The 17,652-nt window shown below is 45.5% G+C and carries 13 protein-coding genes; 10 read left to right on the top strand and 3 right to left on the bottom strand.

Annotated elements, in window-relative coordinates; all coding sequences use genetic code 11:
* Positions 1–297: 297 nt before the first annotated feature.
* Positions 298–792 (top strand): GNAT family N-acetyltransferase, encoded by a 495-nt coding sequence (locus AB4232_RS14310; RefSeq protein ID WP_009844954.1) that lies wholly within the window; start codon positions 298–300, stop codon positions 790–792.
* Positions 793–897: 105 nt separating this feature from the next.
* Here AB4232_RS14310 and AB4232_RS14305 read toward each other — a convergent pair whose 3' ends face one another.
* Together AB4232_RS14305 and AB4232_RS14300 are read right to left on the bottom strand one after the other, a co-directional pair.
* Entirely contained in the window at positions 898–1,545 is a 648-nt protein-coding gene (locus tag AB4232_RS14305) for a DUF2057 family protein (RefSeq protein WP_135443726.1), read from the bottom strand.
* Positions 1,546–1,828: 283 nt separating this feature from the next.
* On the bottom strand, positions 1,829–3,391 hold the full coding sequence (locus tag AB4232_RS14300; RefSeq protein WP_012600756.1) for an arylsulfatase: 1,563 nt from the start codon (positions 3,389–3,391) through the stop codon (positions 1,829–1,831).
* Between the two features lie 346 nt (positions 3,392–3,737).
* Between AB4232_RS14300 and AB4232_RS14295 the strand changes: the two genes are divergently transcribed.
* The 9 genes from AB4232_RS14295 (at position 3,738) to AB4232_RS14255 (ending at position 15,748) form a co-directional block, all read left to right on the top strand.
* Complete coding sequence (locus AB4232_RS14295) at positions 3,738–5,285, top strand: arylsulfatase (RefSeq protein WP_372087395.1); 1,548 nt, start codon at positions 3,738–3,740, stop codon at positions 5,283–5,285.
* A 207-nt stretch (positions 5,286–5,492) separates the two neighbouring features.
* Complete coding sequence (locus AB4232_RS14290; protein WP_372087394.1) at positions 5,493–7,880, top strand: tetratricopeptide repeat protein; 2,388 nt, start codon at positions 5,493–5,495, stop codon at positions 7,878–7,880.
* Positions 7,881–8,064: 184 nt separating this feature from the next.
* Complete coding sequence (locus AB4232_RS14285) at positions 8,065–9,048, top strand: AAA family ATPase (protein ID WP_372087393.1); 984 nt, start codon at positions 8,065–8,067, stop codon at positions 9,046–9,048.
* Between the two features lie 12 nt (positions 9,049–9,060).
* A complete protein-coding gene (locus AB4232_RS14280) occupies positions 9,061–10,023 on the top strand; it encodes a DUF58 domain-containing protein (protein ID WP_017099368.1) in 963 nt (320 codons plus the stop codon).
* On the top strand, positions 10,024–10,584 hold the full coding sequence (locus AB4232_RS14275; RefSeq protein WP_371709922.1) for a DUF4381 domain-containing protein: 561 nt from the start codon (positions 10,024–10,026) through the stop codon (positions 10,582–10,584).
* The gene (locus AB4232_RS14270; protein WP_372087392.1) at positions 10,577–11,656 is read left to right on the top strand and encodes a VWA domain-containing protein; all 1,080 of its coding nucleotides are present in this window, start codon (positions 10,577–10,579) and stop codon (positions 11,654–11,656) included. Before AB4232_RS14275 ends, AB4232_RS14270 begins: the two co-directional genes overlap by 8 nt.
* Entirely contained in the window at positions 11,649–13,373 is a 1,725-nt protein-coding gene (locus AB4232_RS14265; protein WP_372087391.1) for a VWA domain-containing protein, read from the top strand. Before AB4232_RS14270 ends, AB4232_RS14265 begins: the two co-directional genes overlap by 8 nt.
* Complete coding sequence (locus tag AB4232_RS14260) at positions 13,370–14,764, top strand: BatD family protein (protein WP_372087390.1); 1,395 nt, start codon at positions 13,370–13,372, stop codon at positions 14,762–14,764. Before AB4232_RS14265 ends, AB4232_RS14260 begins: the two co-directional genes overlap by 4 nt.
* A 78-nt stretch (positions 14,765–14,842) precedes the next feature.
* Positions 14,843–15,748 (top strand): LysR family transcriptional regulator, encoded by a 906-nt coding sequence (locus tag AB4232_RS14255; RefSeq protein WP_009844964.1) that lies wholly within the window; start codon positions 14,843–14,845, stop codon positions 15,746–15,748.
* Positions 15,749–15,952: 204 nt separating this feature from the next.
* Here AB4232_RS14255 and AB4232_RS14250 read toward each other — a convergent pair whose 3' ends face one another.
* Positions 15,953–17,635 (bottom strand): alkaline phosphatase family protein, encoded by a 1,683-nt coding sequence (locus AB4232_RS14250; RefSeq protein WP_372087389.1) that lies wholly within the window; start codon positions 17,633–17,635, stop codon positions 15,953–15,955.
* Positions 17,636–17,652: the final 17 nt, after the last annotated feature.

The raw sequence follows: 17,652 nt of genomic DNA, 5'->3' as shown, positions 1-17,652 counted from the left end.
CTAACGACGTTATCGAGATTTTTAACAAGCTAGGGTGAACAGTTATTTACTACGATTGGTATTATTATACCTTTGAGCTATTTGCTTCGAGAGCGAACTTTACTCTATGAACAGGCGAGTGAGGGCCTTCAATGGTGCATTTTTAGTATTTGAGTTTGTTATTTATGGGCTGTGGCGACTGTTTTATGGGCTATGACGATTATTCAATTATTTCTGTCACTTACGGTTGTAGCTACTCGTTGCTATCCGTAATATGAAAATTAGCTTAAGGATAGAAATAGACAGTAAGGAATCACTTTGGAAATACAAATTAGACATCTTGAAACCACAGACAACCAAGACATTTTTGATATTTATCGTCATTCATCAGTATCAGAAAATACCTCACAAAAACCTTTCCTTAGCTCTGATCAAGTGGAGCGATTGTTTGGTCATTCAGACCATTTCACTTTAGTCGCAGAAGTGTCAGGTAAAGTCGTTGGGCACATTACCTTATTCATGACGACTAAGGTGAGAGACCGACATAGTGCTGGCTTAGGGATTGCGATTCACCCTGATGCACACGGCAAAGGGGTTGGGAAGGCATTAATGAAAGAAGCGATTAATCAGGCTGATAATTGGCTTAATCTTGTCCGTTTGGAGCTAGAGGTTCATGCCGATAACAACGCTGCCATTGCTTTGTATGAACGTGTGGGTTTTCAGTTAGAAGGCACTAAAAGGCTGAGTACATTCAAAGGCGGGAAATACATTGATATGTTATTGATGTCGAGGATTAGACCTGATTATCGTTGATTTTTACACCTATAACGTCCTATTTAGATAAAATCAAAGAAGCTGGCAGTGTGCCAGCTTCTTTGGTTTGAACAAGATACTTTATAGACTTGTTCGTAATCGAATCTACTTGTTCACGTAATCTTTGAATTTCTGCTTCGTTTCAGCATCGGCTTTTTCGTACCAAAAATACAACATTTCTTCAGCTGTGTTAGCCGCATTTCCATCAATTTTTGCTGGAAGTGTTACAGGTTGAACAACCGCCGCTGTTGTACCTATAGCTAGTGCAGCAATGCCGCCTTGCTGGTTGTATTCTTTTGCTTCTTGAGGGTATTTACGTCCAATTTGCATACCGTCTTTAACTAGCTTGTCTTGCTTAACGCTGATTTCATTCTGATTCTCGTCAACAAGGCTCCACTCTAAGTTTTTAAACCCAGATTTTGCTTCTGCTGTGTTGCGGTATTTTGGCAGGTCGAAAGTCAGTGTGGTATCAGTCGCATCGAATGTTGCGATAACAGCGTCGCTGTCTACGAATTCACGATCGTTACCTTTATCAAATGCAAGTTGATATTGGAATACGATTTGGTTTTGGCCATCTGGTAACGTCAGTGTTTTATGAGAAGAGAATAAGCCGCCGTCTAAGTCAGGCTTAGCTTCGTTAACCGCTAGAATATCAACACTGGATGGAACTTGGATTTCAACGTCAGCTAATACTGAAGGTGCAGCAACGATAGCTGAGAGTAGGGCAATGCTTTGGATTGTCTTCATAATCATACAGTTGTTAGGGTGAGTTAAAATACAATCGCACGCATATCTCTGTATTTCAAGTGATGTCCGTGGGATTTGAAAAAATTTGCGTAATCTTAACGTAACGGTCATAAACGAGGCGAGCTACAAGGCTATGCGAGTAAATGTATGCGGATAACCTTGTTCGTCACTCGTTTGTTAAAGGCTTATGTGGGACAGTTTTCATTGTTGATATACTGAAAAGCCGTGATAGCGCTTGAGCTATCACGGCTTGGTTTCACTTTCCTAGGGTTGGTTAAGCTTTAGCTAATTATTTAGCTTGCGCTGCTGCCGCTTCTAGTTGCTTAAGTTTACCTTGAAGCATGTAAGCATTCTGGTTGAAGTTACCAGGGTTCAACACTTGGCTTTGCTGCATAGGGTAGTCAGGTAGCGTGTTCATGAACTCTTGTACTTTGCCGCCTACAGGTACGAATAGCCACATGTTGTCTGCCATCCAACGTAGGTACATGCCCGATTCGTGTGGTGCTTTTTCGAATGGATCAGCACGTAGGTGAACGACTTGAGGCCAGTTTGGTTGGAAACGCACGGCATCAACAATGTTACCGTCCATAACAGCGAATGAAATCTTGAAGTCATTCCAACGTACCGCATTTAGTTCAGCGTTAGCAGAGAAGTAAAGCATGCTGTCACGAGGGCCTTTCTCTTCTTTACCTTGGAAGTAAGGTAGGAAGTTGTAACCATCTAGGTGTACACGCCAGTTTTTACCGTTGTAAGTAGCACCTTTATCAGAAGCAAGCTTCTCAACAACTTTATCATCACCAGCGGCTGCTAGTAGAGTCGGGATCCAGTCTTGGTGACCCATGATGTCGTTGATCTTAGTTCCCGGTTTGATAGTGCCAGGCCAGCGAACTAACTGAGGAACGCGCATACCGCCTTCGTAAGTTGTACCTTTCTCACCGTGGAAGTAAGTTGCACCACCATCAGGCCAAGATACTGTCTCTGCACCGTTATCGGTAGAGTAGATTACGATGGTGTTGTCTGCGATCTTAAGCTCATCAAGCTTGTCTAGAAGGATACCGACTTGGTCATCGTGCTCTAGCATGCCATCAGCGTAGATGCTGATACCAGATTTACCTTGGTATTTTTCTTGTAGACGAGTCCACACGTGCATACGAGTCGTGTTGTGCCAGATGAAGAATGGTTTGTCAGCTTTCACCGCTTTTTCCATGAATGCTAAAGATTCTTCTAGGAACTCTTCATCCGCATGCTCCATACGCTTACGCGTCATAGGGCCTGTATCTTCAATCTTACCGTCAGAAGTCGACTTGATTACACCACGAGGGCCAAAGTTCTTACGGAACTCAGGATCTTTAGGGTAGTAGTATGTCTCTGGCTCTTCTTCCGCGTTTAGGTGGTAAAGGTTACCGAAGAACTGGTCAAAACCGTGGTTCGTTGGAAGGTGTTTGTCTTGGTCACCCATGTGGTTTTTACCGAACTGAGCTGTCATGTAACCCTGTTCTTTAAGAAGGTCTGCGATAGTTGGAGCCCAATCAGGGATACCGTGGTCCGAACCTGGCATGCCGATAGTCAATAGACCAGTACGGAAAGGTTCTTGACCTGTTAGGAATGCAGCACGACCAGCAGTACACGATTGTTGACCGTAGTGGTCAGTAAATAGTGCGCCTTCGTTAGCAATACGGTCGATGTTAGGTGTTTCGTAACCCATCATACCGTTGTTGTATGCACTGATGTTGAATACACCAATGTCATCACCCCAGATAGCAAGAATGTTTGGTTTTTCTGCTGCTGTTGCCGCTGAAGAAGCTGCTAATAAGCCAACACCTAATGCTAGTTTATTAATTTTAGTACCCATAAGGACTCCGATTCACTTTTAAGATTAATGCGTTAGAACAACACATCGATGAGCAAATGTTATTCTCAAAATTCCGTTCCGTCCTTTTATAGTGCTTATAACCAATCGTTATGATGTCTAGTTAACTTATTGATTCATATCAGTTCCAGTGTGTTGCCAGAACAGCCCCTTAGTCTGTATGTGTGATCCTTATCATGTTTGTTGCCGTAAACCATATCGATGACTTCTGTATCCATATCTTGATGAAAATGACAAAAAGATTAATAGCTTAGGTAATCTCGCGTATGCGCAAAAAATGAACTATACGTTGTAGGGCAGGATGCAAATAACTTACGAAGAGGTTTCTATGACAGCGAAGTATGGCGCTAAACGTCGATTAGCGATTTTGGGTACAGCAATGATGGCCGCGTCTAGCGCCACTTTTGCAGCAGAAAAGCCAAATATATTGGTCATTTGGGGGGACGACATTGGTCAATCCAATGTGAGTGCGTACACATTTGGCTTAATGGGCTACCGCACACCAAATATTGATAGCATCGCCAAAGAAGGCATGATGTTTACCGATTATTACGCTGAGCAGTCTTGTACCGCAGGTCGCTCAACGTTCATCACGGGTCAAAGTGTTCTTAGAACGGGTTTAAGTAAAGTAGGCCTTCCAGGTGCAGACATTGGTTTGCAAGCGGAGGATGCAACGATTGCAGAAATGCTTAAACCTATGGGATACATGACAGGCCAATTTGGTAAAAACCACCTTGGCGACAAAGATGAATTCCTTCCAACAGCGCACGGGTTTGACGAATTTTTTGGCAACCTTTACCACCTGAATGCTGAAGAAGAACCGGAGAATGAAGACTACCCAACTGACCCAGAGTTTCGTAAGAAATTTGGCCCTCGTGGTGTTATCAAGTCATTCGCTGATGGCAAGATTGAAGATACCGGTCCACTAACGCGTAAGCGTATGGAAACGGTCGATGAAGAAACGCTGGACGCGGCACTTGATTTCATGGATCGCGCAGTGAAAGCGGATAAACCATTCTTCGTTTGGTGGAACGCAACAAGAATGCACTTTAGAACGCACGTGCAGCCAGATAGCAAAGGCGTAACCGGTATCAGTAACTACGCTGATGGTATGGTTGAGCACGATCGACACGTTGGACAACTATTGAAGCAAGTGGATGAGCTGGGAATCAAAGACAACACCATCGTTTTCTACTCAACGGATAACGGTCCACACATGAACTCTTGGCCTGATGCCGGTACAACGCCGTTCCGTGGAGAGAAAAACACCAACTGGGAAGGCGCATACCGTGTACCAGCAATGGTTCGTTGGCCAGGAAAGATTGAACCGGGCAGTGTTTCAAATGAAATCATGCACCACATGGACTGGATGCCAACCTTCGTTGCAGCCGCTGGTGATGATCAGATCAAAGAGAAACTACTGAAAGGTCATACTGCGGGTGATAAAACGTTTAAAGTTCATCTAGATGGCTACAACTTCCTTCCTTACCTAACCGGTGAAGAAGAGAAAGGTCGTCGTTCGGAGGTCTTCTACTTTACCGATGACGGTGACCTTGCGGCACTTCGTTACAACCAATGGAAAGCGGTGTTCATGGAGCAGCGTGCAACGGGTACCATGCAAATCTGGGCAGAACCGTTTGTAACGTTACGTCTTCCTAAGCTGTTTAACCTTCGTATGGACCCATACGAAAACGCAGATATCACATCGAACACTTACTATGACTGGTTGTTAGACCATGCTTATATGTTCGTTCCTGCACAAGCGTATGTTGGCAAGTTCTTAGAAACCTTTGCTGAATATCCACCACGTCAAAAAGCAGCGAGCTTTAGCTTGGATCAGGTTATGGAGAAACTTCAAGAGAACCATAATAAGTAAGCTTTGGTTTATTGAAACTAATGTTTGATGAAACTGGTAGCACGAAAGAGCTCTTCGGAGCTCTTTTTTTATGAGCATATCGATGAGTAGATATCAGTCGTGAATATGAATCACAACTATCGAGCCCACTGCCACTAAATAATTGTAATTTCATTGTTTTTACGTCTACCTTATTAAGCATAGGGATGTATAAAAACAAGGAATGTTATGTCTGCATGGTTGTGCTCACTAGTGAACGAATTGAAACACCAGCGAGTTGCAGTATTATCCGCAATGTTGTCTTTACCTATGTTGTCGACACTCAGTGTCAATGTGTATGCGAATGAACAAGCTCCGACGACGACTGAAGCTTCGCTTATTGATTCAGAAACCTTAGATGCCAGCTCTACCAAGGCTACGTATGTTGGTTCTGAAGCATGCGTTGACTGTCACAGCGAAGAAGTGGAAGCGTGGCAAGGCTCTCATCATGATATGGCGATGAAACACGCGACTGATGAGTCCGTTTTGGGCGATTTCAACGATCAAACCGTGACTCATAAAGGAAAGCCCAACCGTTTTTTTCGCAAGGGAGAAGAGTTTTGGGTCAACATCGAAGGGCCGGATGGCCAATTCAAAGATTACAAAATCAGCTATACCTTCGCCTTTGAACCCCTGCAACAGTACATGGTTGAGTTTGAAGACGGACGCGTACAGTTGATTCCTTTCGCTTGGGACTCTCGCACCGAGGACGAAGGTGGCCAACGCTGGTTTCACCTTTACCCTGATACCACCAACACCGATGAGTTTTATTGGACCAACAGTGGCCAGAACTGGAACTTCATGTGTGCAGACTGCCATTCAACAAACCTAGAGAAAAACTACGACAGCGCGAGTAATACCTACAACACCACATGGTCGGAGATTAATGTCGGTTGTGAAGCGTGTCATGGCCCTGCAAGCGAGCACGTTGAACAAGCCCAGCTAGCAAAAGCTAACGGTGGTAAGGATGCTCCAGTCTCGGCGCATTATGGGTTTGATCGCGACTTGTCGAAGTCAGTAAAAGAGTGGATCTATCAAGAGGGCAACTCAACCCTACAACCAAAAGACATCATTCACACTAATCAAGTACAGACTTGTGCTCAGTGCCATAGCCGACGCACTCAGCTGAATGAAACAGGCGACCATGTTAATGGGGCGTTCTTTGATAAATATCGCCTAAGCTTGATAACCCCTGAGCTTTATCACAACGATGGTCAAATCTACGATGAAGACTACGTTTACGGCTCTTTCTTACAATCGGTGATGGCAGAGAAAGGCGTTACTTGTACTAACTGCCATGATCCACATACTGCAGAACTGAAAATTGCTGAAGAAGCTGTGTGTAGCCAGTGTCACATTGCATCAGAGTACACGCCTGAAAAGCACACATTCCATTTAGCGAATACTGAGGCTTCACAATGTACCACTTGTCACATGCCAGAAACGACGTACATGGAAGTCGACCCAAGGCGTGACCACAGTTGGCATATCCCACGGCCTGATATCAGTCAGCATATTAAAACACCGAACGTCTGTACCAGTTGTCACGAAGATCAAACCGATCAGTGGGCTGATAAACAAATCGGTAAATGGTTCCCAGATTCTAAGTATCGAAACCAACAACATTTTGCTGTCGCTTTTTACGCGGATTCAATAGGGCACAGAGGAGCAGAAGATGCACTGGCGTATTCGGCTCAAGATTCAAGTTTAAGCAACATCATTCGAGCATCTAGCTTAGAACGCTTGGGTGGAAACACGGGTAAGAACACGCTTATTTCATTGGCAAGAGCAGTGAAACACGATGATGAGATGATCCGCTTAGGCGTCGTGCAAGGTTCCTCAGGTTTTCCGTTTACTGATCGTTGGCAGATTCTAGAGCCATTATTGAAAGACCCTGTATTGTCGATTCGCTCAGAAACCGCAGGAGCGCTTGTGCGTTATTGGGGTGAGATGAACCCTCTACAGAAAGATCAAATCAAACCTGCATTGCAAGAGTACATTGAGATACAACAATTTAATGCCGACAGAGGGTTTGGACGTACGAACCTAGGTAATGTTTACCGAGATTTAGGTCAGCACGACAAAGCGATTGAGTTTTATCTAGGCGCTATCGAGATTGAGCCTTACTTCGAAAACAGCTATGCCAACTTGGCTGACTTATATCGTGCAATGGGCGACGAGCCAAAGGCATTAGCGACGTTGAAGCATGGTATTGAAGCTCAGCCTAAATCGAGTGTTTTGCCATACAGCACAGGGTTATCTCTGCTTCGTGTAAAAGATTACGAACAAGCAACGGAGTACCTTAAACAAGCTGCTGAAACTGCACAAACCGACCCACAATATTGGTATGTGTACGGATTGGCTTTGGAGAAATCGGATGTGCTTGCGGCAAGTCAATCACTGCACAAGGCTTACCAATTTAGCCGCAACCCACAGCACTTGTATGCCCAGTGTGAAGTGTTGGCGCGAAACAGCCATATACCGGGCGTACCAAAGGCGTTTGAGCAATGTATTTCATCACTGAGCAAAGTGGCACCGCCGGAGGCCATTAACCAATTGAAAGCTAAGTTTGAATAAAGCGATGAGGTGAGTTTGGCTATTGTGCTTGCTGCTTATTCCGCTTGTAACCAATTATCGCGCTTATGAGCAATTATCACGTTTATAATTTATCGCGCTGATGAACAATTATCACGTGTATAACTAATAGTTATGGGGCTTGTGAGTAGGATGTACGCAGCCAGATTGAATTAAGGGAAGACCTATGAACCATGCACAACAAGCAATAAACCAACTGATTGAACAAACAGAGAAAAGTGTTATCGGTCAGAGCCACGTCGTTCGGGCTCTGGTGATAGGGTTATTGACTAATGGGCATGTGCTTTTAGAGGGACTTCCCGGTACAGCGAAAACTCGTTCAGTGAAATCGCTGGCGAACCTACTGAACACCAGTTTTGGTCGAATTCAGTTTACGCCTGACCTGCTGCCATCAGATGTAACCGGTACAGAAGTGTATCAAGAGCTTGATGGAAAGCCTCAGTTGCATTTTCAACCGGGTCCTATTTTCAACAGTATTGTTTTAGCCGATGAAGTGAACCGTGCTCCTGCAAAGGTACAAGCGGCTCTGCTTGAAGCCATGGCGGAAGGGACGATTACGGTTGGTGGTCAAACTCATATTCTGCCAAATCTATTCATGGTGCTAGCCACTCAAAACCCAGTAGAGCAAGAAGGTACGTATCCACTGCCTGAAGCACAAATGGACCGTTTCATTATGAAAGTGACGGTCGACTATCCAGAAGATGAAGCTGAACGCGACATCATTCGACTTGTGCGCAGTGAGGAACTCGGTAGCGAGACGAGTTCAGAATTAGTCACCCCACAGCATATTGAACCTGAGTTGGTACTTGAAGCTCGCCGCCAACTTCCAGATATTGCCGTTTCCGATTTAGTTGAGAACTACATTGTGGCTTTGGTGATGGCGACTCGTAAGCCAGAGCGTTACCCAGAATCAAACTTGTCTAAATGGATTGAGATTGGCTCAAGCCCGCGTGCTTCTATTTCATTGGATAAATGCGCTCGCGCTTATGCGTGGTTGCAAGGGCGTGACCACGTCATGTTGGACGATGTGCGTGCCATGTTGCCGACCGTATTAGGCCACCGATTCTCGTTGTCTTACGATGCATTGGCCGATGGTATTGACCATCAAAGAGTGGTTGAAGAACTGCTTGATAATGTTGAGATCGGATAACTAGGGGGCGTCATGGCGAAGCCAACACAAGCTCCCAAATCGCAAGGTCTTGATCCACGATTGTACTGTGATTATTCAAGGTTAGTGCGAATTCAGGCTCAAGCTGAGTCGTTTTCTCTGTTGCCTCATCTAAAGGCGGGCAGTGTGCTGTCGGGTCGACATAATTCCCTGTTTCGTGGTCGTGGTTTGAATTTTGAGGAATTACGTCACTACCAACTTGGTGATGATATTCGTAATCTCGATTGGAAAGTCACGATGCGAACGGGTAAGCCTCATGTTCGTAGCTATACCGAAGAGAAAGACCGAAATGTAATCATCTGTGTCGATCAGCGCAGTTCGATGTTCTTTGCTTCTCAAAACACCATGAAATCAGTTGTTGCGGCCGAAGTCGCGGCATTGTGTGGATGGCGAGTCCTGAAAGATGGTGACCGTGTTGGCTTTGTTTTAGCTTCTCATCAAAAACTCTTCCACACCAAAGCACAGCGTTCACAGTCTGATTTACTGGCTCAGTTAAAGCACCTTACTAAAGCAAATCAAAGCTTAGACGTGAGTGTGAGTGACAGCGAAGGAGTCGGGTTCAGTCAATGGATTGAACTGATAAAACGAATGAGATTAAAGCAGTCGACCTTAATCTTTATTAGCGATTGGCGCGACTGCCAAGAACAACATCTAGACCGACTAAAGCAGTTACAGCAACACAACGATATCTTGGCCATAATGGTCACAGACCCATTGGAACAATCATTACCTCAAGATCTCGCAAGCGCAAATTGGGTGGTGGGTGATGGTCGCTTTCAACTTAATCTGGATAGCCAATCTAAGGTTAACCTCGCAAGTGAAAGCCTTGCTCAAAAGGCGGCACTCCAGAAACAGTCCCTTGCTAAATTAATGGCGATGAAAAACCTCCCTTATATCGAATTAGATACGTCTGGAACTCATATTTCTCAGCTTCAAAAGCTGGTGGGAGGGCGTTAGATGGCCGTTGAACATACGCCTCCAAGTACTTATATCCTTCGCGATCTGCACGATGTCGCCATTCCCGAGAGCGTGAGCTGGATGCCGCAAACTATTGGCTGGAAGATCCTTGGCGTCATTCTGTTATTGGTCGCTATCTATCTGGCTTATCGCTTGGCGCAGAGATGGTGGAATAACCGTTATCGTAAAGAAGCGCTTAAAGAGCTCATGGTATTGGATGCGAGAGACAAAAACTCAACCGAACGAACCTTCAAGGTACTGAAAGTGGTACTCCGTTACCTAGACAGCAGCAATGCCAAGCTGTTTGGCCAAGCTTATGTCAATCGCTTGAACGCTTACCTGTCTGTTAGCGCTAACACCAGTGAAAACAGCAATGCGTTCTTTGCCGATGAAGTTTCGGGGTTATGGATGCAGAGCCTAATTGACCCTAAAGTACGTTTGAGCTTTGAACAGCGTTTAGAGGTGATTCAAACTGCGATGATGTGGCTAAAGCTTCATAAACCCGATGTACAAACAAAACCGAATGTACAGGTAATGGCTGAGGGGCAAGACAATGTTTGATGTTTTATCTGCCAGCTTTGAATTTGCGCACCCGCTATGGTTTATCGCGCTGCCTTTGCCGTTGTTAGTCTACTTTGCCGTGCCAGCTTACCGAACTAAGCAAATGGCTATTAAGGTGCCATTTTTTCGAGAATTGGTTGAAGCGATTGGCGAAGCACCGTCACAAGGTGCCAGCCAGTTAACACCAAGCTGGTGGCAACGGACCACGCTCATTATTACTTGGGTATTGGTCGTGTGTGCGTTAGCGAAACCAACCATTCTTGGTGAGCCACAAATTCGTGAACAATTGGGTCGTGATGTGATGGTGGTGGTCGATTTATCCGGCTCAATGGCGGAGCAAGATTTTACCTCTCAGCAAGGCGATAAAATCTCTCGTTTAGATGCGACCAAAGAAGTGCTGGCTGATTTTGCGACTACCCGAAAAGGGGATCGACTCGGTTTGATTCTTTTTGGTGATGCAGCGTTTGTACAAACACCGTTTACAGCTGACCAAGATGTGTGGCTTGAACTGCTTAATCAAACCGATGTCGCTATGGCAGGGCAAAGCACGCACTTAGGTGATGCAATTGGCTTGGCGATTAAGGTGTTTGAACAAAGCGAAAAGCAAAGTGCTGCCGTTCAAGATTCAAGTGTTGATGCCAACGAAAAAGAGAAGGTCGTGATCGTACTAACCGACGGTAATGATACGGGAAGCTTTGTTGAACCGATTGATGCAGCCAAAGTTGCGAAGGCGAAAGGCGTTCGTATTCACGTGATCGCCATGGGTGACCCACAAACCGTTGGTGAAGTGGCTTTGGATATGGAAACCATCAAACGAGTGGCTCAAGAGTCTGGTGGCGAAGCATTTGAAGCGTTCAACCGCGATGAGCTGACTAAAGCCTACGCTCAAATCGGTGAGCTAGAGCCTCAGCTGTATGAGAGTACGACTTATCGTCCTAAACAGGGGTTACATCATTACTTGATGGCCATTGTTATTGTGATGTATTTGACTGCTTTTAGCTTGGCGACAATTCGTAGAAGAGCACTTTTGGTTTCTTCAAATAAAAATTTGAAAGGAGAGAACGATGCCTGATTCTCTCATGTTGCAACAGTTCTTTACTCAGTTTCACTTTATTCGACCATTGTGGTTATTGGCTTTTATTCCGATGTTCTTCTTGTTATGGGTTCGTTGGAGAGAAGAAACTAAGCCGACGTGGAAAGATATTCTTCCCGTGCATTTACGTGATGCCTTGACGATTGGCGAAACAGGCTGGCGTAAGCAGCTGCCATTGAAGCTATTGGTGGTGATTGTAACTATCGCCATCATTATTTGTTCGGGCCCAACATGGCAGCGTGAGGCTTCACCTTTTGGGGAAGACAAAGCGTCGATGTTAGTGGTGCTTGATAACAGCGAATCCATGCTGGCGAAAGACTTACCACCGAGTCGCTTGGAACGCTCTAAACAGAAAATTAGAGACTTATTAGCAGCGCGCAAGGGCGGTAATACGGGCTTAGTGGTTTACGCAGGCAGCGCACACGTCGCGATGCCTGTGACTCAAGACAGCAAGGTATTCGAACCGTTTCTAGCGGCTATCACACCCGACATCATGCCGGTATCAGGTAAGTCAGCAGAAGAAGCACTGCCACTCATAAATCAGCAATTGTCTGGTGAGCTAGGTTCGTCAGTGTTGTTGGTATCGGATGGTGTAAATCCAAGTACCATCAGAGCGTTCGAGAACTTCTTTAACGACAACCCGTATCAGTTGCTTATTCTAGCCGCAGGAAACAGTAATGTGGTGAGCGATAATCCTGTCGACCTCGATTCATTACGCAATTTGGCGAGTAAGACAGGTGGACGACTGATCGAAGTGACCGTTGATGATTCGGATATCCAACAGCTCAACAACGCGGTTGAAAGAAACATGCAACTCAACGGTGAGTCTTCAATGCCTTGGAAAGACATGGGATACGGGCTGCTTATTCCAATGGCTATCATTATGTTGTTGTGGTTCAGAAAAGGGTGGTTGGTTCAGTGGTGTGTTGTTGGCGTGCTGATTACAGGTAGCATGTATTCACCAGACACTTTGGCGAAAACAGTCAACTTAACCGCTGAGAAACCCGTTGTGGTGGAGTCGGTTACGGTTTGGGATAAAACAGCCCAATGGTGGTGGGATTTATGGTTAACGCCCGACCAGCAAGGTCAACGCCTGTTGAACCAGAAGGAATACCTTGAAGCGGCAAAACATTTTACTGACCCAATGCGAAAGGGCGCGGCTTACTACTATGCTCGTGATTTTAAGTTAGCTCACAGTGCCTTTTTACAAACCAAAACCGATTATGGTTTGTATAACGCCGCGAGTGCTTTAGCTCGACAGCGAGAATACCTTGCCGCGCGAGACCTTTTGAAGTCATTAAGCGAGAAAGAGGGTCTGTCACCAGAACTAAGAACGGATGTGGAGAACAATCTTGCTGTGCTTAGTGGCATTGTCGAAGAGGTTAATCGCACCAGTGAAAGCCAATCAGGCACAACTGATGGCCCTGAAGAATCTTTAGAATTAGATGACGACCAGCCGCGCACGGGTGATGGTGCAGAAGAGGAAACGGTAGCGGAATTGATGCTTAAGGAAACACTTAACGCGAATGAGATTTTGGGTAGCCAAGAGCTTGCCGACAAGTGGTTGAAGCGAGTAGAAGCCGATCCTAAGTTCTTCTTGAAATCCAAATTCCAAATTCAGTTAAGAGATCCTGCGCCTTCGATCGAGCAGATGCGAAAACAAGAACAGACGCCAAAACAGGAGCAAACCCAATGAGTCGACATGATTTAGCTCTTGAATTGATTCAAGTAAAGGTAGGGCGCTCAGAATCCTTTAAACTAACCAAGACCTTGCTTGTGTCGATGGTTCTATTGATTAGCACTGTTTTCCCTACACTTGCTTCTGCGACGGATATCTATGATCTGCAGAAGAGTGGTGATGTTGAACTGATCGCTTGGGTTGGAGACAAACCGAAGTCAGGCGATAAGATAACGCCAGCGAAAGTCAGCGTTAATGAGCAAGTGATTCTGAATATTGAGGTGGCGACCCCTCGCTGGCTAACGGGTGGTACGCGAATTGGCAGCATCGAAATCCCCAATGTTATTGCTAAGCAGCGCAACCAACTCGCGACGAACTACACAGAGCGAGTGGGTGGCACAACATGGTCACGTCAACGTTGGGAAGTGACGCTTTATCCGATGACTTCTGGCGAGTTTGTGATTCCTACAGTGCCTGTTCGTATTCAAGTGTCAGCACCTGATGGCTCAAACGTTGGCGGCACGCTTTACACGCAGCCGATTAAGTTTGAAGCCTCATTACCGTCTGGTTTGTTAAGCGATGAATCGCCTTGGTTTTCAGCGACAGACGTGGATGTTGAGCAGCAATGGCAACGTTCGAGCGAAGACTTAAAAGTGGGTGATGCGGTTACTCGAACCGTGACGATCAAAGCGAAAGACAGTTTGTCGGTGTTACTTCCCAATGTGTTGACCAATGAATCGACTCAGCAATATCAAGCTTACCCTCAGCCTAATCGTTTAGATGACACACAAGAACGTGGTGACTATCGGTCCAGTAGAATTGAAGAGACGGTTTATGTGATTCAGCAAGGTGGTGAATTTACCTTACCGGAGTTCACATTCCAGTGGTGGGACAGCAAAAATCAGCGTCTTGAGAGCGTGGTGATAAAAGGCGAGGTGTTTGAAGCAAAACATACGCTCCGATCTTTCATCAAGGCTTACATGTCGATCTTTATAAGCGTTGATTTGGCAGTGGTGTTATGTGGCATGTTATTCGTTACGGCGAAGCGCTATTACAAAAATCGACCAACACCAAGTTGGTTGGTATTGCGTCGTTTGCTTAAGCAAAATAATTGGCCCGCATTGAGAACCTTTATCTATCGTCAATTACGAAACCAAACTTCTCAGCTAGAACTGAATAAAGCGAAACTGGGTAAAGCGCAACTTGGTAATTTGAATGGACAAAAACGTTGGGTGGAAGACAGTGAATCCCTCCAACAAGGGCGAGAAGACAAAAACGTATTTACTCGTTTGTGGAGAGGGTTACGTAACTTACCCAATGACACATCAAACTCAAGCAATTCTCGTTCAATTTTCGACCGCTTGAAAATCCCTAAAGCCTTGCCAAACTTAAAAGATAGAACTAAGTAGCAAACTTTAGTTATTCGCATCGAACAAAATCGGCAGGCTCTCTACTATAGGGGACCTGCTTCTTTAATATGGAACTGTATGAAAAGCACCGAACTCAATTTAATTCCTATATTTGTTGCTATCTATGAAGAGCAGAACTTATCTAGGGCTGCTAATCGCATGGATATAAGCCAACCTGCTGTGAGCAAAGCGCTTGCACGGTTGCGAGATATCTATGACGAGCCACTGTTTCACCGCACCACATCAGGCGTAGAGCCAACCACATTCGCTATTGATATCTATCCGGCAATGGCCGCTGCGCTTAAAAATTTCACTTCTACCTTATCCGCATCAAGAGATTTCGACCCCAAAACTTCAGGGCGCGTGTATTCAATTGCCTGCGTCTCGGCGGCGAGCTACGAAATGATGCCAAGAGTGATGCAGTTAATCAGCCAAGTTGCACCTGGTATCGCGTTAGAAGTTCACCCTCTATTTACGGAAGATTACGAGTCTGATTTAAGGCTTCAAAGACACGATGTTATTATCGATATGACACCTAAAGGAAGAACCATGCTCAAGCATGAGGTGATCTCTAAAGAGGAACTGGTGGTGGTGTGCCGCAAAGACCATCCTACGATTGGTGATACGATCGATATGGAGCAGTTCCTATCAGTTGAGCATGTGGTTGTATCTCGTTGGCATGCACGTAAAAGCTTATTGAGTTCTGAACACTACAGTGACCTTGAAAAGCGCAGAATAGTCTATCGCGCTGCGGGTGTTGTTGAGATGCTGCCAGTTATTGAGGGCTCTGATTACATCGGAGTGTTACCTATGTCATCGGTGCGTTGTTTTTCTGAAAAGTACTCGGTTAAAACACTACCACTACCATTCGAATTGGAAGACCTCGATATGTGTATGATTTGGCACCCGAGTCGCACTAATGAACCTAGCCACAAGTGGTTGCGCGCTAAGATCAAAGCGGCAGCAAAAGACATATCAAGTTAGCCTCTAAAGGGCGATTAATGGAAAATGTTTGTGCGAATAGCCGTTATTCCCAGCACTGACATACGTTGATTGGATTTCGACCTAACTACAGGCAATCAAAAAGAGCCGCTTATCTGTTTTGACTGAGTCAGTCTGAATTGATAAGTGGCTCTTTTACTTGGTGTGGGTTTCGACATTAAAACTAAGAAACCTCAATGACATCTATTATTCGGTAATTTCTTGCAGAACTTCTCCAATTGAACCACTTGGTTGAGTGATACCCAGTTTGTTCGAAAGCGTTGGTGCAATGTCGTATGGCGTGACTGGACGCGAGATTTTCTGAGCTTCAACGTCGTAGCCTGCGAAGATGACAGGGACATGTGTATCGTACTTCCATGGCGAGCCATGAGTCGAGGCTATTTGAAGGCCTTCCATGTCGTTAATGTAGCTACGTGGAGCAAATACCACATACACATCGCCAGAACGAGCTGGGTGGTAGTTGTTCTTAATGAGCTGCATTACATGAGTATCAGGTACTCGGTTTGCCGCGATATCACTGCTTGATACGGCAAACGCCACTCCCTTCACTTTCGCTATTTCATCGGCGATCGCTTCCTGTACTTTAGCTAGGTCAAGTTTCTTCTCTGCGATTAAATCGTGATTCAGATAAATATAAGGCTGTGCGTACAAGCGTATTGCGTCTTTGGATAAACCAAACTCATCCTTCAACCTTTGCTCTACGCCACTCGAGAGCAGTGTGTCTTTATTGAAGTATTGAGCTTGATTGAAGCCAAGCGCATTTGCCGCAGGTGAAGATTCAGGTACACCGTGGTCGGCAGACAACACAATTAGTGTATTCTTTAGTCCGACTTGGTGATCAACGGTTTTAAGAAGCTTGGCGATCGTCTTATCGAGTCGAATTAGGTTGTCTTCTGTCTCTAGGCTTTCAGGGCCGTATAAGTGCACCACGTAGTCGTTTGATGAAAAACTTACAGACAGGTAATCGGTCACGTCACCTTGACCTAGCTTCTCTTGCATCAACAGTGTGCTTGCAAAGTTTTCTGTGATTTCATCGCCAGCCGGGCTAACGGTTAGCGTTGTGCTGTAGTACTTGTAACTCGCGGGGCCATAAGGGTGAGGGAAGGTGCGTTGGAAATCACCGAGTTTCACTTTGTGTTCGGTATCGTGCTCTTGCAGCGCGTAGTTTTCACGTGGTAATGAGAGCTCCCATTTCTGTTTCGAGTACTCTGCAGCAATCGCTTTCTCGTTCCAACGTGATACCCAATCTGGATACTCGTCGTAGTAATAGTTGCTGGTGACAAACTCAGATTGCGCTTTGGAGAACCAGAAGGCTTTACCACTGTGTCCCGCCAATGAGATTGCGCCGCGGTCTTTCACGGATACACCGAACACTTTTGATTTGCCACTATTGGAAATTGTCAGCTCGTCACCAAACGTGGTGGCAAGTATAGGCTCTGGAGATCGCCCATCACCTTGTGCTGTCTTCTGAGTTGGGTCGATCTCAGTTGCTTTATCGACACCCGCACCAGAGGTCAACATTTTGTAGTTACCGTCTTCTACGTTATACACCAAACGTTCTTCGCTACGGTCATACCAAACGTTACCTACCATGCCGTGTACGCTCGGTGGAGCGCCGGTTGCAAGCGACACATGGCCCACGATCGTTTCCGTGTTGCCATGTTGATAGTTCGCGTTGGTGTAGTAAGTACCGTCATCCATTAAGTACCGGAAACCACCTTCACCGAAGTTGTGCTTATATCGTTCGATAAGATCTGCGCGCAGGCCATCTACCGTGATTTGAAGGACTAGATTTGGCTTCTCTGCTGCTGAGACAGGGAAGGCACAGAGTAACGCGAGTGTAAGTCCTGAAAGCTTGGTGTATTGCATAGAAGTTCCTTATTCAG

Source organism: Vibrio sp. 10N.286.46.A8, from assembly GCF_041470165.1.
Lineage (GTDB): Bacteria > Pseudomonadota > Gammaproteobacteria > Enterobacterales > Vibrionaceae > Vibrio > Vibrio tasmaniensis_A.
This window is presented reverse-complemented; position numbering and strand designations above follow the sequence as displayed.

What these genes read in the sequence shown, in the direction of transcription:
- AB4232_RS14305 (WP_135443726.1), bottom strand. Translation starts at nt 1,545, where the DNA reads ATGATTATGAAGACAATCCAAAGCATTGCCCTACTCTCAGCTATCGTT.
- AB4232_RS14300 (WP_012600756.1), bottom strand. Translation starts at nt 3,391, where the DNA reads ATGGGTACTAAAATTAATAAACTAGCATTAGGTGTTGGCTTATTAGCA.
- AB4232_RS14295 (WP_372087395.1), top strand. Translation starts at nt 3,738, where the DNA reads ATGACAGCGAAGTATGGCGCTAAACGTCGATTAGCGATTTTGGGTACA.
- AB4232_RS14290 (WP_372087394.1), top strand. Translation starts at nt 5,493, where the DNA reads ATGTCTGCATGGTTGTGCTCACTAGTGAACGAATTGAAACACCAGCGA.
- AB4232_RS14285 (WP_372087393.1), top strand. Translation starts at nt 8,065, where the DNA reads ATGAACCATGCACAACAAGCAATAAACCAACTGATTGAACAAACAGAG.
- AB4232_RS14280 (WP_017099368.1), top strand. Translation starts at nt 9,061, where the DNA reads ATGGCGAAGCCAACACAAGCTCCCAAATCGCAAGGTCTTGATCCACGA.
- AB4232_RS14275 (WP_371709922.1), top strand. Translation starts at nt 10,024, where the DNA reads ATGGCCGTTGAACATACGCCTCCAAGTACTTATATCCTTCGCGATCTG.
- AB4232_RS14270 (WP_372087392.1), top strand. Translation starts at nt 10,577, where the DNA reads ATGTTTGATGTTTTATCTGCCAGCTTTGAATTTGCGCACCCGCTATGG.
- AB4232_RS14265 (WP_372087391.1), top strand. Translation starts at nt 11,649, where the DNA reads ATGCCTGATTCTCTCATGTTGCAACAGTTCTTTACTCAGTTTCACTTT.
- AB4232_RS14260 (WP_372087390.1), top strand. Translation starts at nt 13,370, where the DNA reads ATGAGTCGACATGATTTAGCTCTTGAATTGATTCAAGTAAAGGTAGGG.
- AB4232_RS14255 (WP_009844964.1), top strand. Translation starts at nt 14,843, where the DNA reads ATGAAAAGCACCGAACTCAATTTAATTCCTATATTTGTTGCTATCTAT.
- AB4232_RS14250 (WP_372087389.1), bottom strand. Translation starts at nt 17,635, where the DNA reads ATGCAATACACCAAGCTTTCAGGACTTACACTCGCGTTACTCTGTGCC.